A 24,396-nucleotide genomic window follows, 5' to 3' on the forward strand; every position below is an offset into this window, starting at 1 on the left:
CTCACCAACCAGCTAATGCGCCGCGGGCCCATCCGCAAGTGGCAGCTTGACGCCGCCTTTCCACTCCGGATCATGCGATCCGGAGTCTTATCCGGTATTAGCCCCGGTTTCCCGGAGTTATCCCGGTCTTGCGGGCAGGTTACCCACGTGTTACTCACCCGTTCGCCGCTGGGTCTTAAAGGGCAAGCCCTTCAAGACCCCGCACGACTTGCATGTATTAGGCACGCCGCCAGCGTTCGTCCTGAGCCAGGATCAAACTCTCCTGGAAAGTTTGATATGACTCAAAGGAACCACGGGTCCTTTTCGCTCTTCAGTTTTCAAGGAACGCCTTCTTTTTTGTTCCGCCGCCTCTCGCGGCGACGGATTTTATCTTATCACGGCTTGCGCCGTTTGTCAACCACATTTTTTCGGAGGCTTCACCGGAATTTTTTCCTCGCCTCCCGCGCCGGAGGATTCAGTTCCTTCGGCGACGACAGCCATTAATATATCACGGTCTTGATTCCTTGTCAACACGGAAATGTTTCCCTTTTTTGCGGCGTCCGTTCTCCGGGGGAGGCGGCAACGGAGGCAAATGGACAAACCTGCGCGAATAAACTCTGGACAAAGGAGGGAGGTCGCCCATGCGGATCCGCCGGCGGTTCCCCGCAAGGTCCACCAATCCCTTTCGATGGGGATTATATGCCGTTTTGCTCCTCTTTTTTCTCTCCCTGCCCTTTTTGTACTCCGTCGAAAACCGGGTGGAAAGAAAGCTTCTGGACATCGCCCGCTCCGAGGTGAAAAACATCGCCCAATCCGCCGTGAATAAGGCCGTTGAGGAAGTAAGGCGGAACTACGCCAGGGATTTGAACCATTCCCTGATGCTCACGAAGGATGAACGGGGGCACATTCAGTCGGTTCAGGTCAATCAGGAAGTGCAGGCCAGGTTGTACGAGACGCTGACGAAAACCGTTCAGCGGGAACTGAAAAAGGCGTCCCGGCAAAAAAGCGTCGAAATCCCCTTGGGCGCCGTCTTCGACAGCAAGCTCTTCGCGGACATGGGACCCAACATCCCGCTGAAATATTGGCCCAAGGGGTCCACCCACATCGAAATGGAAGGAACCATGGAAAGCGGGGGAATCAACATGGTGATGATCAAGCTGAACGTCCGGATCACCAACGAAATGGTGATCCTCCTCCCGAAAAACGAAAGCACGATCCGGACCCGGCACAGCTATCCGTTGGGACAGCTGACGATCGTGGGGGAAGTCCCCGAGTTCTACATGGGCGGTCAGGGAACGAAAGCCCCCATACCGGTGATCCCCACCCAATAAAAAAGCGGCATGAAAGCCGACGATTGAGGGGGTGGTCCTCCATTTTCAAGGGATCATCCCCCCAGGAAAAAGAGTTTGACCAACACCAGATACAAAAGGCCCGGCAATCCCAGAACGCCGGTGATAAAGGCGGTGACCGGATTGATCGGAATCCGGAACTGCACCAACTCTCCGGCCAGGTTGAGTAAAAACAAAGCCAACGCGCCCACGGCGGTGTAGATGATCCCGTACCAGATCCATTTCAAGGGGCGAATCACCGAACGGCTCAATATCATGAAAAGGACGAGCCCCCCTCCGGCAGCCCACCCCCACCATCCGATATCCAACGCCCTTCAACCCCCTTTGCCATCCGTTACTGGTACAAGCTTATGAGGGGGGTGGACGGGTTATTCCCCTTCGTTTTTCTTTTCCTCTTCCTTCCTTTGCAGCCGGTCCGCGATCTCCCGCATCGGACGCATCCAGTTTTGTCTCATGACGCGGGCGGCCGTTTCCCTGTCCCTTCTCTCGAGGGCTTCGATGATCATGGCGTGTTCCTCGATGGACCGGGCGGGAGAGATCACCATCTTTCGCAGGAAGACGTACTTGAAGCGGCGCACATGCATTTGAAGGGTGGTGATAAAGGAAGTCAAATAGGGATTGTCCGCCGCTTCGAGGATGGTCTGGTGAAACTGCTCATCCAGGATGAGGGCTTCGTAAAAGGCCTTGTTCCCGAGCGCCTCGGCAAACTTTTCGTTGGTGAGGCGAAGGGAGCGGATGTCCTCCGCCGTCACCCGTTCGGCCGCCATTTCCGCGGCGGTGGCATCCAGGGCGGCCAAGGGCGGATAGATTCTGAACACATCCTCCCGCCGGATGGGCGTCACCTTCGTCGCCGATCCGGGATGCATCTCGACGAACCCCTGCATTTCCAGAATCTGAAGCGCTTCCCGGACCGGAGTCCGGCTCATTCCCAGGACCTCGGCCAACTCGCCGTCCAATATTTTTTCGCCGGGACGCAGCGTGCCCTCGATGATCCACCGCTGAATCTGCTCCAGGGCCCGCTGTTTGGCCGAGATTCGCTCCATCTTGGGGACGTCCCTCGGTATCGGCATCGGGTGCCTTTCCCTCCCTTGTATTCAAAATCGAAATGCGATATATTGCATATAAGTTCGACGGTTGGGAATGATTTGGACAAATTTGGGCAAATCCGGCCCGGAGGGGGAACCGCCAATGGGGTGGAAAGATCTTGTCCGGCTCATGCTCCTCGCCTCCCTTTGGGGGGCTTCTTATCTATTTATCCGGATTGCGGTGCCGCAGCTCGGCCCCTTTCTGCTGATGGACCTTCGCGTTCTGATCGGCTCGGGCGTGCTGCTTTTTTACGCCTTTATCCTCCGCCGCCTTCCCGATCTGAGGCGGCGCTGGAAGCAATACCTGCTTCTCGGCACCGTCAACAGCGCCATTCCCTTCACCCTGATCGCCGCGTCCGAACTGTACATCCCCTCGTCCCTGGCCGCCATCCTCAACGCGACCACGCCGATGTTCACCGCCTTCGTGGCGGCCCTGTGGCTGAAGGATCCCCTGACGTGGAAAAAGGGGGCCGGACTGCTGATCGGGTTCATCGGCGTCGCCGTCTTGGTGGGGTGGAGCCCGGTCCCCGTGGAAAAAAAGGTGCTGCTTTCCGTCGCCGCCATGCTGGCGGCATCCTTCAGCTATGCCGTCGGCGGAGTGTACGCCAAGAAGGCGTTCCCCGACGCACCCCCGCTGACGCTGGCCATCGGTCAGCTCGGCGGCGCGGCCGTCGCCCTGCTGCCTGCCGCCGCCATCACGTTCCCATCCGCCCGGTTTTCCGCCCTCGGGATCGCCGCCACCTTGGGCTTGGCCATTCTTTCCACGGCGGTGGCCTATATCCTTTACTTCCGGCTGCTCAAGGACGTCGGACCGACGCAAGCCATGACCGTCACCTTTCTCGTTCCCCTTTTCAGCCTGTTGTGGGGGGCCCTGCTGCTGAACGAACCCCTGGGCGCCGGAGTCATCGTCGGTTTTCTCCTGATCTGCGCCGGCATTGTCTTTGTCGCCGACCTGAAACCGGGCCTGAACCGTTCCCCCGCACGGGCCCGGCCCGAAAAACATTCCCTTTGAAGGCCGGGACGACTTAGGACAGAAGGTCCAGAAGGACCGAAACGCAATTGTTGACGATGTGGAACAGGATCGGCGCCCACAGGTTGCGGAAAACGGCCCGCAAAATTCCGAGAATCAACCCCAACACCAAAAGCGGGGCGAACATGACCACATCCACGTGGAAAAGGGCGAAGAGGAGCGACGTGAGGATCACGCTCACCGGCTGGCCGATCCGCTCCGCCAGGGACTGCTGCAAAATCCCCCGGAACATGATCTCTTCCCCGACGGGACCGATCACCCCCACCAACAGCCCCTGACTGAGAAGGGGCAGCCAGCCGCTCTGCTGCGCCGCTCCGATCTCCCGGGAAATGCTCTCCTCCCGCCAGGACACCGGCTCCAGGGAAAAATAGCGGGCGACGGGTTCGGTGACCAGGGGATCGAGAAAAAGGTAGACAAGTCCGTAAATTCCCGCCACCGCGGCGACCATCCCCACCCATCCGCCCGGGGAGGCGCCGCGAAATCCGTACCGGTCGAAACCGCCGCGGAACAGAAACAGAAAAACCAGGATCATGATCGCATGGGGGGCGACCGGAAGCAAATGCTGATGAACCGCGCCCCGGACGACCTCCGGCACAAACTCCGCCAGCAGGGCAAAGGCGGTGATCAGGCATTCCACCCAGGCGAAATAGTAAACGACATCCCGGAGAGGCAGGACGCGGATCCAACCCTTTCTCTCATGGGCGAAACTCGTCCAGATTCCGGTGATCAAAAACGCGAGGACCGCCGCCAGATTGAACAGCGCCCACAAAAGGGTCAAACCCGCCAAAAGGAGGCTTTCCTCGCCATCTTCCGAGATCCGCCACAATCCCTTTTCCGTCCATTCCCACTCAAGAGATGCCCACTCCAGGGGAATAAGATAAAAGAAGGCGATGCAGAGGGCCCAAGCGGCCATCGTACGGATCCTTCCGGAAACGGTATCCGGGGGCTCCGGCCGATGGACGGGGCCGGGTGCCGGGAGATCGAACAATGAAAACAACTCCTCCGACAAGGATTGGTTAGGGATCATCCCGCAGTCCGGGGCCCCCGACGGATCACACTTCTATTGTAATATCGGAAGTCCCGGGACATGACACCGGACCTGATCCTCCCGCTACAATTCCCGGCGTCCCTCAAGGGCTTTGGTCAGCGTCACCTCGTCGGCGTATTCCAGATCGCCTCCCACAGGCAAGCCGTGGGCGATCCGGGTGACGCGCAGGCCAAAGGGCTTGACCAGCTTTGACAGGTACATCGCCGTCGCTTCTCCCTCGATGTTGGGATTGGTGGCCAGGATCAATTCCTGGACCTCCTCCTTCTCAAGCCGTTTCAACAGCTCGGGAATGCGCAGATCCTCCGGTCCGACGCCCTCCATCGGTGAAATCGCCCCGTGGAGCACGTGATACAATCCGTTGTATTCCCGGGTTCGCTCCATCGCGATCACGTCCCGCGGATCCTGAACGACGCAGATGACGGACCGGTCCCGGTTCTTGTCGCTGCAGATGGCGCACACTTCCTTGTCCGTGATGTTGCTGCAGATGGCGCAGGTGCGCAGGTCCCGCTTCGCCCTAACCAGCGCCTTGGCCAGGTCCATCACGTCCTCCTCGTCCATTCCCAATATGAAAAAAGCCAGGCGTTGGGCCGTCTTCGGTCCAATACCCGGCAGCCGCATAAAGGCTTCGATCAGCTTCTCAATCGGTTCCGGTACATACACCTTCAGGCCACTCCCGCTTCAGTTTCCCTTATTTCCGTTAAAACAGCCCCGGCAAATTGAGACCGCCCGTCAATTTGCCCAAATCCTTGGCGATCATCTCGTCGACCTGTTTCATCGCCTCGTTGAATGCGGCGGTGATCAGATCCTGCAACATTTCCACATCTTCCGGATCCACCGCCTCAGGGGCGATCTCCACTCCTAACAGCTGTTTGTGTCCGTTCATCCGGACCTTCACCACGCCGCCGCCCGCCGTGCCCTCCACTTCCTTCCGGGCCAATTCTTCCTGGGCCTTGGCCATCTGGGCCTGCATTTTTTTCATCTGTTTCATCATCTGGTTCATGTTTCGCACGTTTCGGTTCCCTCCCGCAGGTTATTGCCGGTCCAACACCGTTCAGTCGGTCACTTCGACCAGGTCTTTTCCGAAGATCTCCACCGCCTGCCGGATGATGTCTTTCCCTTCCACACTCCCTTTTTTCGGAGGGGAGGGGTCGGATTCCTCCCCCCCGCCGCCGGTCAAGCGGTCGCCGATCTCCTGCCACTCGTTCCGCATCATGGTGATCAGCCGGAGGGGAGAGCCCAAAACCTCCGCCATCACCTTTTCAATCAGGGTCTTGTGGGATTCCTTCTCCGTCGTCTCCCGGTGGATCGAGTTTTTAAAGGCGACGATCACCGCCTCCTCCGTCGCGGCCACCGGCTCGCCGTCGATCAGCCAGGCGTGCACGGTGATTTTTTGTTCCTTGACGCGGGCAAGCACCTCCGGCCAATGCCGGCGAACCTCCTCCGTCCGCATCGGATCGATGTCCCGAAGCAGTTTTTCCCCGCCCGCGCCCTGCCCTTCCGACAAAGCGGCGGATCGCTCAGGCTTGGCGGCACCTGCAGAGGCGGAAACCGATTGGACGGCCTTTTCCAGTTCCTTGATCCTCCGCTCCAGCAGGCGAATCCGCTCCCCTAATCCCTCGGAGGAAGGGGCGGGGCCTGGGCGCGTTTCCCCGGACGCCGCCTGTTCCGCCCCCTCCGGATGGCAAAGCTCCACCACCGCCATTTCCAGGACCACCCGGGCATGGGGAGTCCACTTCATTTTCTGGGACGCCTGAAGCAGCACCTCCAGCATCCGGTTCAGCCTTCCAGGAGAAAGGCGGTCCGCCAGGCGCATCCAGGATTCGTCCCCGCCGATCCGGTCCTTAAGATCCGGCAGATTCGGCGCCGTGCGCAGGAGGAGAAGATCCCGACCGGTGTCAATCATGTCATCGATCAGGCGCTGGGGCTCCGTCCCTTCCCGGATCAGCCCGTCGACGCGATCCAGAACCCGCCGGACATCCCCCTCCGCAAGACCCTGCCAGAGTTCGGCCAGTGTGGACCGGGATGTAAAACCGGTGACGGCCAGCACCGTCGACTCCTCCACCCGGCCGTCGGCGTAGGCGAGCACCTGATCCAGCAAACTGAGGGCATCCCGCATGCCTCCGTCGGCCGCCCGGGCGATTGCCGCCAGGGCCGCTTCCTCTATCTCGACGGACTGGGCGTCGCAAACACGGCGCAAGTGGCGGACGATTTCCCCGAAGGGGATCCGGTGAAAGGGAAAGTGCTGGCAGCGGGACCGGATGGTTTGAGGGAGCTTGTGGGGTTCCGTCGTGGCGAGGATGAAGATGACGTGATCCGGCGGCTCCTCCAAGGTTTTCAGAAGGGCGTTAAAGGCCTCCGTGGTCAGCATGTGCACCTCATCCACGATATACACCTTGTAACGCCCTTCCGTCGGGGCAAACTTCACCTTGTCCCGCAGGTCCCGGATTTCATCCACGCCCCGGTTGGAAGCCGCATCGATCTCCACCACATCCATCAGGGAACCCTCGGCAATCCGCCGGCACGTCTCGCATCGGTTGCACGGCTCCGGCGCCGGTCCCTGACGACAATTGACGGCCTTGGCGAAGATCTTGGCCGTGCTGGTCTTCCCCGTTCCCCGGGGTCCGCTGAACAGATAGGCGTGGGAAAAGCGTTTCTCTTTCAACGCATTCTTCAGCGTGCGGGTGACGTGCTCCTGACCGACCAAGTCCGCAAAGCTTTGCGAACGCCACACGCGGTACAATGCCCGATAAGTCACTTTGAACACTCCAGCTGTCGCGGCCTTTTTGCATGCAAAAGCACGCTTTCTTCGGTATTTTCATCATACTACAGTCGGAGTCGTTTTTCCAAAAAAGACTTGGCCGGAGGAGACCGGGCCTAAAAAAACAGAAAATACTGTCATTTCTGCGGAAAAGAAAATATGTATGCCGTGCACCTGCCGTCGATCCTCCCCGCCCAGGCGGGCACCGTCCATTCGGCTCAGACCAGGCACCCCTGCGGCACACAGGAGGGCTTCCTTAGTGCTGCTTCCGTCAGGACCTGACACGGTTCGGAAGTTCCTGTTGCGCAGGACCCGATCGTCGACGCCTCCTGAAACGGTCCGGACCCCACACGGAAAGGACCTCGGACAGGCATCGACCCCGTTATCGCGGATTACGGGTTACAGGGCACCGCGAGCTCCCCGTCTAGCACGGCATACAATATTTTAACACAAATCCCCAGCCGCCACAAATGGAAAATGGTTCACGGACCGGATGGCCCTCGAGGAAGAAGCTTTTCATAAGGGGGCTTTTATCCACTGCTGTTTATACTGCAAATGGAACCGGCCACAGCCAATTGGAACATCTGAATCGCCAGGACAACCGCGATGCAAGCCGTGATGAGGATGTTCACTTTCTTGGCGGCCCAAGTTTGTTTCAAGAACGCGATCCGATCCGGATGATCTGCAAATTTTCGGATCCATCCCTTTTCGACCAGACATACACATAAATGAGCAGGATCGCAGCCAAAGTGACCAGCAGCAGATGGATATTTTCAAACGTGGTAACGACGGCATTTTCCGGCAAACGGCCGACGAGGGATATCAATAGAAGCCGTCGAACCGGGATGAGGGTAAACCCGGCAATAAACGAAAGAATGTCGTCGGGAAAGCCCGGGAGGAGGTACATCAGGAAAAAGACGAATGTACCTTTTTCCCTGGTCAGATGGTCAAATTCCCGGAGCGAATCGGGGCGCACGAAACGCCTTACGAACGGCCTTCCCAGCTTCCGGGCCAATGCGAAAATGAGGGCGGAACCCATCATCACACCGATCATGGTATACAAAAGCCCGATCCAAGAACCGAACAGGTATCCACCAATCAATGCCATAATTTGGCCGGGATGAGGGGCGACCAACATCTGGGCGATTTGCAGCAGGATGAACACGGGTCCCCAGGTACCGGCATCAAGGATCCACCACCCATCGCTGAAAAAAACGGCCAGCCGAAATAAAGCACTCCGCCGACCGGCCAGCAACATTATGACGATCCATCATGGACCTAAATTTTTCGATCCGTGTCCCGATTCATCAGAATTCCCCTTTCCCCGGCGGTCCAGAATCCTTCCCACACCTCCTCCCAAGCAGTCCTCGTGCAGGTCCGATTGTAGCAAACCGCCTCCTTCCCGGCCTCGGACCGAGGTCCGTAATCCTCTACGATAGGGGTCGGATGTTGTTTGCACAAAAAAGAAGCCGTCCAAGAGCTGGACGACTTCCTTATTGGTGACAAGACGCTTTAGTCAAGTAAAGGTTTGCAATTTGTTTGCAATCCGGTATTTCTTGAGCTTCGCGCTTGTCACCTGAATGCCGAAAAACGTTGATTTGGCGGAGAGGGTGGGATTCGAACCCACGGTACGGGGGTTACCCGTACAACGGTTTTCGAGACCGCCTCCTTCAACCACTCGGACACCTCTCCACGATATGGGACAAATCCCCCGGCGTATTGCAATTTCATATTATAAAAGCAACCTTCACCGTTCGTCAAGAGGGAAACCGAGGCAAACCATCAGCCGGTCCCTTTGCGGCTTTCGCCGCGCAGCTTCCGGAAAAAACCCGTCAGAAGCGATCCGCCCTCTTCGGCCAACACCCCGGAAACCACTTCGGCCTGATGGTTGAACCGCCCGTCCGCCAGCAGGTTCATCAGCGTCCCGGCGCATCCTCCCTTGGGATCGGAGGCCCCGAAGACCACCCGTTCGATGCGGGACTGGAGAATGGCGCCGGCGCACATGGGACAGGGTTCCAAGGTGACATAAAGGCTGCAGCCGATCAGCCTCCAGCCCCCGAGCCGCCCGGCCGCTTCCCGGATGGCGATCATCTCGGCATGGGCGGTGGGATCCCGATCCGTTTCCCGCCGGTTGTGCCCCCTCCCCACGATTTCCCCGTTCCGGACGATCACCGCGCCGATGGGCACTTCGCCGATCTCCGCGGCCTTCCTGGCTTCCTCCAGCGCTTCCCTCATCCACCGTTCATCGGCGGACAAACCCGCTTCCACATTCTTCACCGCCCCGTATGCAAACAAATTCCGCGAAAACATCACCGGTTCCCGCACTCGGCACAGCGACCGTAGATTTCAAACTTGTGCCCGGTGATTTCGAAATCCTCGGGCTCGCCCAGGATGGCATTCATCGGACAGATGTGAATCGTCCGGGTCCGGCCGCACTCGGTGCAGATCAAATGGTGGTGGTGCCGGTCCTCGTCGCAACGAAACCGGTAGCGGCGTTCCCCTTCCCATTCCGTCCCTTCCAGGATGCCCAATTTCTCGAACAGGGACAGATTCCGATAAACCGTGTCGAGACTGAGCCCCGGATAATCCTTCGACAGGCAGCTCTGCACCTCTTTGGCCGACAGATAGCGGTCCTGCATGGCAAACAGGCGGACGATCGATTCCCGCTTTCCCGTGTATTTGTATCCGTTGCGCTTCAACCGTTCCAGGGCTTTCCCGTAATCCACCGCATATCGCTCCAATCCCGCAAAGGTTCCTCCCTTTTTATTCTTTTCCCCGTGATTCCTTTCCCCGCGGAGGGAAAATCCCCCTTTTCTCCTATTCAAACACCCGATCCCCGCGATTTCAAGATCAGAAAGCGACGAACCCTTTTCAGCGCGAGGATCGAAACCAGGATCAGCAGGGAGACGAGGACGATGGTCCCCCCCGACGACCAGTCCAGATAGTAGGCGGCCGAGAGCCCGCACAGTACGGACACCTCGGAAAACAACAGGGAATACAGGATCGTCCGCCGAAAGCTGCCCGAAATCTGCAGGGCGGCGGCGACGGGAAGGGTCATCAGGGCGGAAACCAGCAAAATGCCGACAACGCGGATCGAAGCGGCGATGGCGAGGGCCACCGCCAAAAAGAACACAAGGTGGATCAACCGGTGGGGAATCCCCGACACCACCGCGCTTTCCTCGTCGAACGAGAGGGCAAACAGCTCCTTGTAGAAGAGAAAGATCACGGCCAGCACCAGCGCGGCCACCGCGAAGATCCAGCGCAGCTCGTCCTCCCCGACGGCCAGGATGCTCCCGAACAGGTAACCGGCCACGTCGACGTTAAACCCGTCGGCGGCGCTGATCAGGACCACGCCGAGGGCGATGCCTCCGGAGAGGACCACCGGTATGGCCAGCTCCTGGTAAGTCCGGTAGAGGCGGCGCAGCTGTTCCACGAACATCGCGCCTCCGACGGAAAAAACCATCCCCACATGGAGAGGGTTCACATGTTGAAAAACGGAGACGTGTTTTTGCAACAACAGCCCGGTGGCCACTCCGGACAAGGTGACGTGGGCCAGGGCGTCCGCGATCAGCGAAAGTCGGCGGACCACCAAAAAGATCCCCACCAGCGGGGAAATCAAGCCGATCATAAGCCCCGCCAACACCGCCCTCCGCATGAAATCGTAACTGAGGATCATCTCCCACATCCCGTTCGCGCTTTTCCGCGCTCCCCCCTTTCCCGAAACGCCAAACTCAAACCCGGATCTCTTCCCCCGAGGCGGGCGGAAAAAGGGGCTGGCTGCATCCATCCCCCGCCGGACGTAGATCCCCCCGGCGGGCGGCAAACTCCCGGGGATCCCCATAAAAGCGGATCCGCCGGTTCAAAAGGGCAATCCGGTCCGCCGCGGCGACCACCGCATCGATGTCGTGGGTGATCAGCAGAATCGACAGTCCCTCTTCCCGGTGGAGCCGACGGAGCAGGCGGTAAAAACGCTCCACCGATTCCTCGTCGACCCCCACCGTCGGTTCGTCCAGAATCAACAGGTCGGGACGGCTCACCAGCGCCCGGGCGATGAAGGCGCGCTGCTGCTGCCCGCCGGACAGGCGGCCGATGTTGGCCCCGGCGATGTCGGACAATCCCAGCCGCTCCAGGGTCTCCCGGATCAAGGCCCGCTCCTTGGCCCCGATCCGTCGGAACAGGCCGAGCTTGCCGGTGAGGCCGCTGGCCACCACCTCGTATACCGTCGCCGGGAACCCCAGGTTAAAGCTGTTGGATTTTTGGGACACATACCCGATCCGGTGCCACTTGCGAAACTTCTCCACCGGCTCGCCGAACAGATATACTCTTCCCGCGTCCGGCGACAGACGGCCGAGAGCCAACCGGACGAGGGTCGATTTTCCCGATCCGTTCGGTCCGATCAAGCCGAGAAACTCCCCGGCCGCCACCTCCAGATCGACTCCTTCCAGAACCGGTTGGCGGTCGTAGGAAAAGGAAACCCCGGACAGGCGAAGAACCACTTCGCTCATGGCACACCCCTTCTTCCTGAAAAGGAGAAAACGGATTGAATCCGATTCATCTCTTCTGCTCCGGTTCAAAAAAACCGATCATAAAAACGGTCATGGGATATTATAGCCCAAGACCGCCGCTTTGTAAATCGGAATCAATACGTTTTATCACCAATCCTTCACCCACCAATCCTTCACCAACAAAAAATCGAGCTCTCCCCATGAGAGCTCGATTCGTTTCACAGGGATGGTGCGCCCGAGAGGACTCGAACCTCCGACACGCGGTTTAGGAAACCGCTGCTCTATCCAGCTGAGCTACGGGCGCGCGTTATGGGGCCCAAAGCATTTTTCCGTATTAGCTATATGCGCTCGCGGCCTCGTTGTTGACACGCATTCCTCCGCCGAAAACAGGCGGACAAGTTCGTCCGTATTGTAACACGGGAAGGGACTAACAGTCAAATCATGCCGGTCCACCTGCCACCAAGGCGATTCTCCCTTCAACAGCGATTCCATGCCACAATTTTCCTTAAGACAAAGAAACGCGGTATTCCCGGCGCGCCCGAAACCGCTGTGGATATCACCCTGCCCCAATCTTTTCCCGCATTCTTTCCGCTCCGCTGGAGATGGTATAAAATGACTGCAGGGGGGATCCATTTTGAAGGACATCATTACAGGTTCAACGTGTATCCTCTCAGCGGCCATTCTTATCGGTTTCGGTTATTTAAAATTCAAGGGTCCTTTTATTGATCTTATTTACTTGGCGATCATTTTTTTATTTATCGCCAACGGACTTTTTCTTTTGTATAAAGGCTATGATGAATAGCATATGGCCTGCGTGCGGCCGTCCAAAACAAAAGGGGATGATCACCGTCTCCGGAGAATGCAGAACCTTTATCTTCGCGGCTTGCAGCAATTTGCGGTCATGAGTCAAAAAACGCCCGACCCAGCGCTCCTCCTGCCCAAGCGCCGATCAAACCCGCCGCCACACTGCCCGTCGCATAGAAAAGAGCCGGCAGGTGCTGATTCTGTTCGATCAGGCGGAGGGTCTCCACGCTGAAGGTTGAAAAGGTGGTAAAAGAGCCCAGGAAGCCGACGGTCAAGGCGGACATGACCTGCGGCGTGAGCGAAGAGGCGCCTCCGGCCAGCAACCCCAGGAGGAAAGAGCCGGTGATGTTGATGACAAAGGTGGCCACCGGAAAAGCGGAGGCACCGACGGTTCCGGACAGCCAGGAACCGATGAGAAACCGCGCGATTGCACCGCAAAAGCCTCCGATGCCGATCCACAAAATCGGTTTCACAACTTCCTCTCCCTTCAAATGCCGGACGGATCACGCATCATCCCGCCCCCACGCGCCCCGCTGGGCTCCATTATACTCCATCCGTCAACGCGCCCACAAAAAAGCCTCTCCGAAGAGAGGCGACAAAGAATCGGGGTAATCCACCGCCTTCAGCGGATCACCACGCCGTACTCCCTCATCCAGGCATCCAGCTGGATGAAATAGGCAAACAACTGGGGCACGTTCATCAGCTGGCCGAACCACGGGAGATGCAGCTGCCCGAGATCCCTGCGATCGGCGAAGCGGCGGATTTCCTCCACATGAAGGATCTCCCGGAGGGGAGAGGACGGATCCTCGATCCGGCGCAAGGCCTCGCTTCGCACCGCTTCCAGATACGCGGGATTGTGGGTTTTCGGAAAAGGGCTTTTGCGCCGCATCCGCACATCCTCCGGAAGCAGATCCGACACGGCCCGCCGCAGCAGCCCCTTTTCCCGCCCGTCGCAGCTCTTCATCGACCAGGGCACGTTCCACACGTATTCCACCAGGCGATGATCGCAGAAGGGCACCCGCACCTCCAGACCGAACGCCATGCTCATCCGGTCCTTCCGGTCCAGCAGGACCGGCATCCAACGGGTCAGGCAGAGATAAAACAGCTCGCGCATCCTCGCTTCCCGCGGCGCCTCCCCCGGCAATCGCGGAACCTCCTCCAGGGCTTCCCGGTAACGGTCCGCCACGTACTCCTCCGCCCGAATCCGGGAAACCACTTCCGGTGAGAAGAAGCGGATTCGCTCCCGGATCAGCCGGGACCAGGGAAAGGTGTCCGCCCAAATCAGTTCTTCCCGGTGGAACCAGGGATACCCCCCGAAGACCTCATCGGCGCACTCGCCGGAAAGGATCACCGTCACCTCTTTTTTGATCTCCCGGCTGAAGAGATACAGGGATGAGTCCACATCGGTCATCCCCGGGAGATCCCGGGCCCGCATGGCGGGAATCAGCGCGGAAGCCAGCTCTTCCGTGTCGATGATGACCTTGTGGTGGACGGAACCGAGATACTCCGCCATCCGCTGCACCCAGGGGGCATCGGATTGGGGTTGAAACTCGTTGGGGCGGAAATATTTTTCATTTCCGGCGTAATCGACGGAAAAGGTGTGGAGCGGCCCTTTTCCCTCCTCTTGGAACACCTTGGCCACGGCCGCGGAAATGGAGCTGGAATCCAATCCGCCGGAGAGCATCGTCCCCACCGGCACATCGGAAACCAATTGGCGGCGGACCGAGTCCTGAAACAGCGCCCGCACCCGCTCCACGGTGGTGTCCAGATCCTCCGAGTGGTCACGGCTGACCAGCTTCCAGTAGGCTTGAACCCGCAGACCGCTTCGGTCAAAGCGCAGCCAGCACCCCGGCCGCAGCTCCTCCACCCCGCGGAAAACCCCGTGGCCGGGCGTCCTTCCCGGCCCCAACACCAAAACCTCCGCCAGCCCCTCCTCATCCACTTCCGGACGGACCGAGGGGTGGGCCAAGAGCGCCTTCAGTTCCGAACCGAAAACGAGTCCCTCACCCCTGCGGGCGAAAAACAGGGGTTTCACCCCGATCCGGTCCCGGGCGGCGAACAGGGACTGGGACGCCTCATCCCAGATGGCAAAGGCGAAGATCCCGTTGAGATGCCGGGGGCAGTCTTCCCCCCACTCTGCATAGGCGGCCAAAATCAACTCGGTATCGGAACGGGAGGTCAGCACGTGTCCCCGCGTCTCCAATTCCCTGCGCAATTCGGGCATGTTGTACAATTCACCGTTGTAGGTGATCACATAGGTCCGGCCGCCGTAGCGGCGAACCATCGGCTGCGCTCCTCCCTCGGGGTCGATCACCACCAGCCGCCGGTGGACCAGCGCCGCGTGTTTGGACAGCCAAACGCCCTCGTCATCCGGTCCCCGACAGGCCATGGCTTGGTTCATTTTCTTCAGGACGGAGCGCTCCCGGCTCACAGGTCTCCCCCAGTCGATCCAGCCTGCGATTCCGCACATGGACACCAACCTCCCATCCGCCAAATCCTTGTATCCACATGTTCCCTTCTGGGCCCGCGCCTTTATATCCTATGATGCAGATGGGATTTTGTGCCTGTTTGCGGCAGGTTGTACCCGAAAATCCTCGTCAAACCCCGCCTTTGAGGGGCGGACCGGGCGCATCGGTTATTGGTCTCAGCAGCCTGAGTCGCCTTCCGGTCATCGGATGGGTGCTCGTTTCAATCCTCTTTACTGAGGTGTTCTTATTGTGACTGAAAAGGAATGCATGGAATTCCGAAGAATGGTCTTTGTTTCAATCCTTTTTACTGAGGTGTTCTTATTGTGACTTGGCCTGGTCAAACGGCAGCCCATTGGTTTCGTAAACAGTTTCAATCCTCTTTACTGAGGTGTTCTTATTGTGACTGAAAAGGAATGCATGGAATTCCGAAGAATGGTCTTTGTTTCAATCCTTTTTACTGAGGTGTTCTTATTGTGACTTGGCCTGGTCAAACGGCAGCCCATTGGTTTCGTAAACAGTTTCAATCCTCTTTACTGAGGTGTTCTTATTGTGACATATTATGGGAAAAATAAGGCCTAGGGTGACAAAGGTGTTTCAATCCTCTTTACTGAGGTGTTCTTATTGTGACTGCCTCCTCTAAGTTTAAGCCGGGCGTGGTCGATAAGGTTTCAATCCTCTTTACTGAGGTGTTCTTATTGTGACTGGAGCTATATGCGCGCTTCGACGCTTCGCCGAATGGAAAGTTTCAATCCTCTTTACTGAGGTGTTCTTATTGTGACTGCCTCCTCTAAGTTTAAGCCGGGCGTGGTCGATAAGGTTTCAATCCTCTTTACTGAGGTGTTCTTATTGTGACTGGAGCTATATGCGCGCTTCGACGCTTCGCCGAATGGAAAGTTTCAATCCTCTTTACTGAGGTGTTCTTATTGTGACGACTGGCAAGCCCTGTGCGAAAGCCTGAAGGCAAACCGTTTCAATCCTCTTTACTGAGGTGTTCTTATTGTGACAGCGGGCGCTGGATCCCTTGACGTGTCTGAACTTCTACGCTCTTTTGCGAACACCTCCTTCATTTAACCAATTTCTGGGGAATCCGGCCTCTGCATCGAATGTTGCAAAAGACCATTTTCCTTGATTTGATGCGGGTTTCCGCGTTTGCGAACACCTCCGGGGTTTTTGCCGAAGCTCCCGGTGTTCGCAAACGGAATCCCCCTACAAACCGTCATAGGCAACCGGTTCCCAATCTCCCCATTGCCCGTTATTTCAATCCCTCATAGGTAACCAACAAACCAAAGCATCCCCGGGGAGGGCCCGGGAAGCATCCGGGTTTCAATCCCTCATAGGTAACCTACAAACCTCCTCGGGTTCCCAATTCCAAGCATAAAATGTAGACTGTTTCAATCCCTCATAGGTAACCTACAAACAGGAGCTTTGGAGGTGTTGGATCAGGAAGATGTTCGTGTTTCAATCCCTCATAGGTAACCTACAAACCTTCTCAAGTTGACGTGGTCCCTCAGTCTCGTTGTGTTTCAATCCCTCATAGGTAACCTACAAACAGAAGTATTTGAAGGAAAAATACGAAGGGGTAACGGTGTTTCAATCCCTCATAGGTAACCTACAAACCGTTCTGACTCCATTTTAGCACGTTACGATAAACGTAGTTTCAATCCCTCATAGGTAACCTACAAACCCTGAAAAAGCCTGTCAGATTCATCATCTACATATGTACACTATATCCTTTGGAAATAATTTCGTCAATTGAGAAAATGGCTGTTTCCCTTCGTTCGCTTGACTTTTAAGGAATTGTAAGAAAATGGAAGTGTCGTCGACCCCCAGGGGTTTTTGCATGATCGGGGGTCGACGACACCTCAAAAAGGCCGGGGTTATTCCCCGCCTAATTCAAGTTCATACTCAAATTCATGAAGTGACGCGTTGTATATGTATTCGAAAATATCTTGTTCTTTTTCCTTAAACTTTGCCCCACACCCATTCGTGCGGCGTCCCAATCCGTCATTAGTATGCTCCAACGAATCAAAAAATTGCTTTGGGACCTGCTTACCAGGATTACAACCTTGTTTTTTTGTAAAACCGACGGATCGCCATACAATCTTGATCACTTTTCTCAAGCGTTTGGTCACTTCGATCTACGACACACCCATGCAACACTTTTGCTTCAACAGGGTGAGCACTCCACAATCACCATTACGATGGATTTGTATCGTCACGTTTCGCCGTAACATGCAAAAAGAAGCCGCCCAGAGACTGGACGACTTCTTTTGGAAATAGGGAACGATCACTTTAGTGGGGGAAAGGTTTGCAATTTGTTTGCAATCCCTTTGTTTCCCGCTTTCCAAGGGTGTCCCTGGAAAGCGGGAGTCCTTGATATACTTGGCGGAGAGGGTGGGATTCGAACCCACGGAGGGCGTGAAGCCCTCGGCGGTTTTCAAGACCGCTGCCTTAAACCACTCGACCACCTCTCCACGGATCACTGTGATATTATACACGGTTTCCTAAAAAAGTCAAGGCCCGCCGCAGCTTCCCCGATCAAGCCGCGGCGGGTTTTAAAGCGGCAAACCCGGCATCTGAATACGGCCTTCCTTCCTCAATCGGAGGGGATCCGCTCCATGCCGCCCATATAGGGGCGAAGCACCTCCGGAATGAGGATGCTGCCGTCTTCCTGCTGAAAGTTTTCCATGATGGCGGCCACGGTCCGGCCGATGGCCAGACCCGATCCGTTCAGGGTGTGGACAAATTCCGGCTTGGCCTTCGGTTCCCTGCGGAAACGGATGTTGGCGCGCCGGGCCTGGAAATCCTCGAAATTGCTGCAGGAGGAGATTTCCCGGTAGGTTCCGTAGCTGGGCATCCACACCTCCAGGTCGTATTTCTTGCTCTGGGCGAAGCCGATGTCCGCGGTGCACATCAGCACCACCCGGTAGGGAAGCTTAAGCTGCTGCAGCACCGCCTCCGCATCCTTTACTAGCGCTTCCAATTCGTCGTAGGAGTCCTCGGGCCTCACCAGCTTCACCAACTCCACCTTGTTAAACTGGTGGAGGCGGATCAGACCCCGGGTATCCCGGCCGGCGGCCCCGGCCTCGGAACGGAAACAGGCGCTGAAGGCGACGTACTTTTTGGGCAGTTCCTCCGCCGACAGGATTTCCCCCCGGTGGTAGTTGGTCACGGGGACCTCCGCCGTCGGGATCAGATAGTAGTCGCTGTCGGCGACGGCAAAGGAATCCTCGGCAAACTTGGGGAGCTGACCGGTTCCGATCATGCTGTCGCGCCCCACGAGATATGGCGGGATCATTTCCGTGTAGCCGTGTTTCTCGACGTGCAGGTCGAGCATGAAGTTCATCAGGGCCCGTTCCAGACGGGCTCCGGCCCCCTTGTAAAAGACGAAGCGGGAACCGGCCACCCGGCTGGCCCGTTCAAAGTCCAGAAGGTCCAGCTCCCGGGCCAATTCCCAGTGGGGTTTCGGTTCGAAGGAAAACTTCGGAATCTCCCCCCAATGGCGGACGGGAACGTTGTCCTCCTCGGAATCGCCGACGGGAACGCTCTCGTGGGGAATGTTGGGCAGGGTGAGGAGGACGGATTCCAACTCCTGCTCCACTTGGCGCAGCTCCTGGTCCAGTTCCTTGATCCGTTCCCCCACTTGGCGCATTTCCGCGATCTCCCGGGAGGCGTCCTCCTTCTGCTTCTTTTTCCGGGCGATCTCCTTGGACACGGTGTTGCGCTTGTTTTTCAGCTGCTCGCTCTCCTGGAGCAGTTCGCGCCGCCGCCGGTCCAAACCGGCGAAATCATCCAAGCCGCTGATGTCTTCTCCACGGTGTTTCAGCTTTTCCCGCACTTCATCCAGGCGGTTTCGCAGCAACTTCACATCCAGCATGGCGATCCCTCCTTCAAACAATAAAGCCTTCCGCCATCAAAGGGACGGAAGGCCCGCGTTGCCACCCTTTTTGACCGGGAAAACACATCCCCGATCCACCTCTGGACGGGATAACGGCCGTCGATCCGGTCGACGCTTCTGCGGCTTCCGCCGCTTTCGCGCACGGCTCCGAGAGGGATTCCCCGGAGGAGCGGGACGGTTTGCACCGACCACCGTCTCTCTGCCGCCGCCCTCTTCCGGGTACTGGTTCTCATCCTCGCCTTTGAAATATGTCTCTCCTTTTCATTGTATCCCGGACAAAGCCGGGAAAAACCCGTTTTCCAAGCCTGTCCCGCCTTCAGACCCGGACGGCGGACGCTTCCCGAACCATCTCGACGAAGAAGGCGTGCATCCGGACGTCCTCCGTCAGTTCCGGATGGAAGGCGGAAGCCAGCAGGTGACCCTGCCGCGCAGCCACAATCTTGTCATCGATCCGGGCCAGCACGTCCACACCAGGGCCCACTTCGGTGATGTAAGGGGCCCGGATGAAAACGGCCCGGAAATCGTCGGCCACCCCGGCCACGGGAAGATCCGTTTCGAAGCTTTCCCGCTGCCGGCCGAAGGCGTTGCGTCGAACCGTGATGTCCATGAGCGCCAGGTGAGCCGATTCCGCCCCCTCGATCCGCTTGGCCAGCAGGATGAGGCCGGCGCAGGTTCCGAACAGGGGCTTGCCGGAGGCGGCCATCTCCCGAATCGGCTCAGACAGGCCGTATTGATGCATCAGCTTGCCGATTGTCGTCGATTCGCCGCCGGGGATGACCAACCCGTCCAGACCGGCCAGCTGTTCGGGCCGCTTCACCGCGGTCGCCTCCGCCCCCGCACGCTCCAGCATGCGGAGGTGTTCCCGAACGGCCCCCTGCAGCGCGAGCACGCCAATCTTCATGGGGTCATTCCTCCCATTACCAACCCCGCTCCTGCATCCGTTCCGCTTCGGCGAGGGTGGAAATATCGATTCCCGGCATCGCCGAGCCCAAACCCTTGGACAGCTTGGCGATCAGGTCGAAATCTTCGTAGTGGGTCGTCGCTTGGACGATGGCCTTCGCGTATTTTTCCGGGTTCTCGGATTTGAAGATCCCCGAGCCGACAAACACGCCGTCGGCGCCCAAGTGCATCATGAGCGCGGCATCCGCCGGAGTGGCGATTCCGCCGGCGGCAAAGTTGACCACGGGGAGCCGGCCGGTCTCATGCACCTGCAACAGCAGATCGTAAGGCGCCCCCAGTTTTTTCGCTTCGGCCATCAGTTCGTCCCGGGACATGGACTGCACCTTGCGGATTTGGGACATCATCATGCGCATGTGACGAACCGCCTCGACCACGTTGCCCGTTCCCGGTTCTCCCTTGATCCGGATCATCGAAGCTCCTTCCCCGATCCGGCGCAGGGCCTCGCCCAGATCCCGGGCGCCGCAGACGAAGGGCACCGTAAATTGCTTCTTGTCGATGTGGTACACTTCGTCGGCGGGAGTGAGCACTTCGCTCTCGTCGATGTAGTCCACCCCCAGGGCCTCCAGGACGCGGGCTTCGACAAAGTGGCCGATCCGCACCTTGGCCATCACCGGGATGCTGACCGCGTTCATCACTTCCTCGATCACGCGGGGATCAGCCATCCGGGCCACGCCGCCGGCGGCGCGGATATCCGCCGGAACCCGCTCCAGGGCCATGACAGCGACGGCTCCCGCTTCCTCGGCGATTTTCGCCTGCTCCGCGTTGACGACGTCCATGATGACGCCGCCCTTCTGCATTTCCGCCATTCCCCGCTTGACTCGATCGGTTCCCGTCTCATATGCCTTTTCGGCACCGGAAACGGTGCCGTTCCTCGTTTCGACCTTAGCGGACATCGCTCCATCCTCCCGTCTCTCGAGCAAATGGATTCCCCAACTCGGTGATTCTTCAATACAAGTATTGTAACGGAACCACCGGAAATTGACAACCAACGGGAAGGAGCTTTCAGCCGAACCAGCCGCTGATCGCATCGCCCAATTTCCGGAAAAAGAGGCGGAGCCAACCGGCTTCCTCCACCGATTCCCGAACCACCAGCCGGACCGGTTCCACGCCGGGAATCTTCTTGCCGTCATAGAGAACGGTCACTTCCGCCACCGGCGTCCCCGCCGTCAGCGGGGCGACCACGTTTCGGGTATACGTGACGCGGAAGGTGTACTTTTTCATCTGATCCTTGCGGACGGGAAGCACGAGGGTGCGGTCGGCGGCAATGGCCACGTCCCGGGCCACCCCGTTGGGAACGGGAATCCTTTCCATATATCCAGGCAGGGGCTTGTCCTCGAAAATCAAGGGTTTTAGGTCGTAGTTCTCAAAGCCGGCATCCAAAAGGCGGCGCGTCTCCTGAAAGCGGGCGCTCTGGGAACCCGTCCCCATCACCACGGTGACAAGCCGCATCCCGTCCCGCTCGGCGGTTCCCGCAAAGCAGTATCCCGCTTCGTCGGTATATCCCGTCTTCACCCCGTCCACGCCGCGATAGAACTGGGACTGCCCCGGGAGCATCCGGTTCCAGTTGGCATATTCCCTCCCCCGGAAAGTGATCCGGGGCTTGGCGATAATCTCCTTCACTTCGGGAAAATCCAGGAGAAGCCGCCGGGCGAGATTCGCCGCGTCCCGGGCGGACATCACGTGTTTCCCCTCTCCCTTGGGCGGATTGGGATAACTGGCTTCATTCAATCCCGTGCTGTTCCGGAAATGGGTGTTGGTCATTTTAAGTTCCTTCGCCTTTTCGTTCATCCATTTGACGAAGGTCTCTTCGCTGCCCGCCAGGTGTTCCGCCAGGGCCACCGTGGCGTCATTGGCGGAATAGACGGCCATCGCTTCAAACAGCTGGCGGATCGTCCACTCCTCGCCGGCGATCAAGTAAACCTGGGCTTCATCGATGGCGGCGGCGCGGGCGCTGATGCGCACCCGGTCCTCCCAGCCGATCTCCCCCGAGCGGATCTTCTCCAACACCAGATACTCGGTCATCATTTTGGTCATGCTCGCAGGGGGCAGCGGCTCGTCCTCCCGGTGGCCATCCAGCACGAGCCCGGTTTCAAACTCCATCACCACATGGGCCTTGGCTTTCACTTCCGGAAAGGGTTCCGCCGCCAAAGCCGGAACGGGGGCCGCCACAGTCCCCTGAAACAGAACCGCCATCAAAAACCCCGCCGTCATCTTGACCGACAGGGGGAAAAGGCGACCGCTCAAAGGCTCCACCTCCGAAGACCATATCTGAAAGCCAACCGGGCTTGAAGACGGCGCGGAAGGCGATGATTCCCGACACGCCCCGCGGCTCCGACGCGGTGACTCCATCCGTTTTCCGGTCTTCACCCGATCCGATTTTCAGTTTACAAAAATCCGGAGGGAAAGAAAATCGGGGCAAAGGAATTTTCGCCATCATCGAAAAAAAGAAAAGGGCCGGCGGGCAGCCCCGGTTTGCCGGCCTTTTTTCAAGAAAAAACCGCAGGGAATTCCTGCGGATGACTACCGTCAGATGTGATAGTTGGGCGCTTCCTTGGTGATCTGCACGTCGTGGGGATGGCTTTCCCGGAGAGAGGCGCCGGTGATCCGGATGAACCGGGTCTTCTCCTTCAGCTCCTGCAGGTTTCTCACTCCGCAATAACCCATGCCCGCCCTCAGGCCGCCGACCAGTTGAAAGACGGTGTCGGCCAGGGGACCCTTGTAGGGAACCCTGCCCTCAATGCCCTCGGGAACCAGCTTCTTCACGTTTTCCTGGAAATACCGGTCTCCGCTTCCCGCCTGCATCGCCCCGAGGGAGCCCATGCCCCGGTACACCTTGAACCGCCGACCCTGGAAGATCTCCGATTCTCCGGGCGCCTCCTCGGTTCCGGCAAAGAGGCTTCCCAGCATCACCGCGTCGGCCCCCGCCGCGATCGCCTTCACGATATCCCCCGAATAGCGGATCCCTCCGTCGGCGATGATGGGGACGCCGTACTGGCGGGCGACGGTGGCGCAGTCGTAAATGGCGGTGATTTGCGGCACGCCGATCCCCGCCACCACCCGGGTGGTGCAGATGGAGCCGGGGCCGATGCCCACCTTGACCACGCTGGCCCCCGCTTCGATCAGATCGCGGGTTCCCTCCGCCGTGGCCACATTCCCCCCGACGATGCAGAGATCCGGATACCGCCGACGAAGTTCCGCCACCGTCTCCAGCACGCCCCGGGAATGGCCGTGGGCGGTGTCCACCACCAGGACATCCACCTCCGCTTCCACCAGGGCGGCCGCTCGCTTGAAGGTGTCGCTGGACACCCCCACGGCCGCCCCGGCCAGAAGCCGTCCCTGGGCGTCCTTGGCGGCGTTGGGGAACAGGGTGGCCTTTTCGATGTCCTTGATGGTGATGAGGCCCTTCAGCACCCCTCTTTCATCCACCAGGGGCAGTTTTTCGATCTTGTGTTTCTGGAGAATTTCCTCCGCCTCTTTGAGGGTGGTTCCCACCGGTGCCGTCACCAGGTTCTCCTTGGTCATCACCTCGGAGATGGGCGTGGAATAGTCGCGAATGAACCGCATGTCCCGATTGGTCAAGATGCCGACCAGCTTCCGCTCCTTGTCCACGATCGGCACGCCGGAAATCCGGTATTTGGACATGAGCGCCTCGGCATCGTAAACCTTGTGTTCGGGGTGGAGGTAAAAGGGCTTGGTGATGACGCCGCTCTCGGAGCGCTTCACCCGGTCCACTTCCTCCGCCTGCTCCTCGATCTTCATGTTCTTGTGGATGATCCCGAGACCGCCCTGGCGGGCGATGGCGATGGCCATCGGCGCCTCGGTCACCGTATCCATCCCGGCGCTGATAAGCGGGATGTTCAGCCGGATTCCCTCTCCCAACCGGGTGGAGACGTCCACATCCTTGGGAAGCACATCAGACTTGGCCGGAATCAGCAAAACGTCGTCAAAGGTGAGCCCTTCCTTGGCAAACTTTTCCTCCCACATCGGTTTTGCGCCTCCTGGTGTTTGTCCCGAGCAAACGTTTTTGAAAGTGTACCAAACGGCGAAAAGGGCGTCAAGCGGCGAAGAATTCTCCGAAAAAGGCGAAAGAAGCGGCCGTTCCGGGCGGCCATTTGTCGCGGGAGACCGGACAGGCGGCTTCTTTTACGGGGAAACCAAAAAGCCGGAGAGAGTATCCTCTCCGGCTGAGATTGATGACAAACCCCCTGGCTCTTTTCGCAAGAAAAGCGCCAGGGGTTGCGTGTTTATGGGAAATAAACAGATAAAGGAAATTAGATTTGGTAAATTAGGCGGATCACAAAGCCTTTTCCTCTCTTCGAGAGGAGCAAGGCCATTTTTTTGATGTTTTGAGCCACGGCAATAAGGAGGCATTGCTCTCTGACTTTGGCAAGCCCCCTGTAGCGTGCATAACGAAGCCCATGAAGTTCTTTGGCGTCAGCGAAGCTGCGCTCAATGGTCTGACTCCGTCGTTTATACAGTTGTTTGCCCCTTTCACTTAAACGGTTTTGACGT

At 58.3% G+C, this 24,396-nt stretch carries 21 protein-coding genes, 3 tRNA genes, 1 rRNA gene, 1 other RNA gene, 1 CRISPR repeat array and 1 other annotated feature; of the genes, 2 read left to right on the plus strand and 24 right to left on the minus strand.

The features are described from left to right. A 16S ribosomal RNA gene (locus BM063_RS15755) occupies positions 1 to 268 on the minus strand; the annotation flags it as partial. 352 nt (positions 269 to 620) lie between these two features. On the opposite strand from BM063_RS15755, the gene yunB reads away from it, so the two are divergent. Further along, positions 621 to 1,310 (plus strand): sporulation protein YunB, encoded by a 690-nt coding sequence (gene yunB, locus BM063_RS15765; protein WP_092041266.1) that lies wholly within the window; start codon positions 621 to 623, stop codon positions 1,308 to 1,310. Between the two features lie 53 nt (positions 1,311 to 1,363). On the opposite strand, the gene BM063_RS15770 is transcribed toward yunB, so the two are convergent. Both BM063_RS15770 and BM063_RS15775 read right to left on the minus strand, forming a co-directional pair. Beyond that, positions 1,364 to 1,636, minus strand: a complete 273-nt coding sequence (locus BM063_RS15770; RefSeq protein WP_245752314.1) for a pro-sigmaK processing inhibitor BofA family protein — start codon at positions 1,634 to 1,636, stop codon at positions 1,364 to 1,366. Positions 1,637 to 1,696: 60 nt separating this feature from the next. Further along, complete coding sequence (locus tag BM063_RS15775; RefSeq protein ID WP_092041269.1) at positions 1,697 to 2,398, minus strand: GntR family transcriptional regulator; 702 nt, start codon at positions 2,396 to 2,398, stop codon at positions 1,697 to 1,699. Positions 2,399 to 2,516: 118 nt separating this feature from the next. Between BM063_RS15775 and BM063_RS15780 the strand changes: the two genes are divergently transcribed. Beyond that, on the plus strand, positions 2,517 to 3,425 hold the full coding sequence (locus BM063_RS15780; protein ID WP_177199225.1) for a DMT family transporter: 909 nt from the start codon (positions 2,517 to 2,519) through the stop codon (positions 3,423 to 3,425). 13 nt (positions 3,426 to 3,438) lie between these two features. Here the strand turns inward: BM063_RS15780 and BM063_RS15785 are convergent, their stop codons facing one another. From BM063_RS15785 to BM063_RS15895, 21 genes are all read right to left on the minus strand, one after another. Then, positions 3,439 to 4,356 (minus strand): CPBP family intramembrane glutamic endopeptidase, encoded by a 918-nt coding sequence (locus tag BM063_RS15785; protein WP_177199226.1) that lies wholly within the window; start codon positions 4,354 to 4,356, stop codon positions 3,439 to 3,441. A 198-nt stretch (positions 4,357 to 4,554) separates the two neighbouring features. Next, positions 4,555 to 5,151, minus strand: coding sequence for a recombination mediator RecR (gene recR / locus BM063_RS15790; RefSeq protein WP_092041279.1), 597 nt, complete (start codon positions 5,149 to 5,151; stop codon positions 4,555 to 4,557). A 37-nt stretch (positions 5,152 to 5,188) separates the two neighbouring features. Then, a complete protein-coding gene (locus tag BM063_RS15795; RefSeq protein ID WP_092041282.1) occupies positions 5,189 to 5,500 on the minus strand; it encodes a YbaB/EbfC family nucleoid-associated protein in 312 nt (103 codons plus the stop codon). Positions 5,501 to 5,542: 42 nt separating this feature from the next. Beyond that, the gene (gene dnaX / locus BM063_RS15800; RefSeq protein ID WP_092041326.1) at positions 5,543 to 7,246 is read right to left on the minus strand and encodes a DNA polymerase III subunit gamma/tau; all 1,704 of its coding nucleotides are present in this window, start codon (positions 7,244 to 7,246) and stop codon (positions 5,543 to 5,545) included. Between the two features lie 169 nt (positions 7,247 to 7,415). Beyond that, positions 7,416 to 7,682, minus strand: an RNA gene (gene ffs / locus BM063_RS15805) — signal recognition particle sRNA large type. A 222-nt stretch (positions 7,683 to 7,904) separates the two neighbouring features. Next, a complete protein-coding gene (locus tag BM063_RS15810; RefSeq protein ID WP_177199227.1) occupies positions 7,905 to 8,414 on the minus strand; it encodes a TVP38/TMEM64 family protein in 510 nt (169 codons plus the stop codon). 434 nt (positions 8,415 to 8,848) lie between these two features. After that, positions 8,849 to 8,941: transfer RNA gene (locus BM063_RS15820), tRNA-Ser, on the minus strand. 90 nt (positions 8,942 to 9,031) lie between these two features. Beyond that, on the minus strand, positions 9,032 to 9,559 hold the full coding sequence (gene tadA / locus BM063_RS15825) for a tRNA adenosine(34) deaminase TadA (RefSeq protein WP_092041290.1): 528 nt from the start codon (positions 9,557 to 9,559) through the stop codon (positions 9,032 to 9,034). Next, entirely contained in the window at positions 9,559 to 9,975 is a 417-nt protein-coding gene (locus tag BM063_RS15830) for a Fur family transcriptional regulator (RefSeq protein ID WP_092041329.1), read from the minus strand. The genes tadA and BM063_RS15830 overlap by 1 nt, the downstream gene beginning before the upstream one ends. Before the next feature lie 95 nt (positions 9,976 to 10,070). Further along, entirely contained in the window at positions 10,071 to 10,925 is an 855-nt protein-coding gene (locus BM063_RS15835; RefSeq protein ID WP_342713758.1) for a metal ABC transporter permease, read from the minus strand. A 55-nt stretch (positions 10,926 to 10,980) separates the two neighbouring features. Beyond that, complete coding sequence (locus BM063_RS15840) at positions 10,981 to 11,754, minus strand: metal ABC transporter ATP-binding protein (RefSeq protein WP_092041296.1); 774 nt, start codon at positions 11,752 to 11,754, stop codon at positions 10,981 to 10,983. Positions 11,755 to 11,981: 227 nt separating this feature from the next. Further along, positions 11,982 to 12,058, minus strand: a tRNA-Arg gene (locus BM063_RS15845). Between the two features lie 595 nt (positions 12,059 to 12,653). Next, positions 12,654 to 13,031, minus strand: coding sequence for a fluoride efflux transporter CrcB (crcB, locus tag BM063_RS15850; RefSeq protein WP_177199228.1), 378 nt, complete (start codon positions 13,029 to 13,031; stop codon positions 12,654 to 12,656). A gap of 149 nt (positions 13,032 to 13,180) precedes the next feature. Beyond that, on the minus strand, positions 13,181 to 15,028 hold the full coding sequence (asnB, locus tag BM063_RS15855; RefSeq protein ID WP_092041302.1) for an asparagine synthase (glutamine-hydrolyzing): 1,848 nt from the start codon (positions 15,026 to 15,028) through the stop codon (positions 13,181 to 13,183). Positions 15,029 to 15,243: 215 nt separating this feature from the next. Further along, positions 15,244 to 16,030: a CRISPR direct-repeat array (repeat unit 37 nt; unit sequence GTTTCAATCCTCTTTACTGAGGTGTTCTTATTGTGAC). Positions 16,031 to 17,409: 1,379 nt separating this feature from the next. Further along, positions 17,410 to 17,500 (minus strand) — tRNA-Ser (locus tag BM063_RS15860). 122 nt (positions 17,501 to 17,622) lie between these two features. After that, on the minus strand, positions 17,623 to 18,903 hold the full coding sequence (gene serS, locus BM063_RS15865; protein ID WP_092041305.1) for a serine--tRNA ligase: 1,281 nt from the start codon (positions 18,901 to 18,903) through the stop codon (positions 17,623 to 17,625). Positions 18,904 to 18,940: 37 nt separating this feature from the next. After that, positions 18,941 to 19,169: a binding site (T-box leader), on the minus strand. A gap of 71 nt (positions 19,170 to 19,240) precedes the next feature. Further along, positions 19,241 to 19,825, minus strand: coding sequence for a pyridoxal 5'-phosphate synthase glutaminase subunit PdxT (pdxT, locus tag BM063_RS15875; protein WP_092041311.1), 585 nt, complete (start codon positions 19,823 to 19,825; stop codon positions 19,241 to 19,243). 16 nt (positions 19,826 to 19,841) lie between these two features. Then, positions 19,842 to 20,777 carry a pyridoxal 5'-phosphate synthase lyase subunit PdxS gene (pdxS, locus tag BM063_RS15880; RefSeq protein WP_092041314.1) on the minus strand — a complete coding sequence of 312 codons (936 nt, stop codon included), beginning with the start codon at positions 20,775 to 20,777 and terminating at the stop codon, positions 19,842 to 19,844. A 109-nt stretch (positions 20,778 to 20,886) separates the two neighbouring features. Next, the gene (locus BM063_RS15885; protein ID WP_177199229.1) at positions 20,887 to 22,128 is read right to left on the minus strand and encodes a D-alanyl-D-alanine carboxypeptidase family protein; all 1,242 of its coding nucleotides are present in this window, start codon (positions 22,126 to 22,128) and stop codon (positions 20,887 to 20,889) included. A 282-nt stretch (positions 22,129 to 22,410) separates the two neighbouring features. Further along, positions 22,411 to 23,868 carry an IMP dehydrogenase gene (gene guaB, locus BM063_RS15890; RefSeq protein ID WP_092041320.1) on the minus strand — a complete coding sequence of 486 codons (1,458 nt, stop codon included), beginning with the start codon at positions 23,866 to 23,868 and terminating at the stop codon, positions 22,411 to 22,413. A 287-nt stretch (positions 23,869 to 24,155) separates the two neighbouring features. Beyond that, positions 24,156 to 24,396: transposase (locus BM063_RS15895; RefSeq protein ID WP_177199230.1), on the minus strand; the 241-nt coding region annotated here is incomplete at its 5' end.

This window comes from Planifilum fulgidum, from assembly GCF_900113175.1.
GTDB classification, from domain to species: domain Bacteria; phylum Bacillota; class Bacilli; order Thermoactinomycetales; family DSM-44946; genus Planifilum; species Planifilum fulgidum.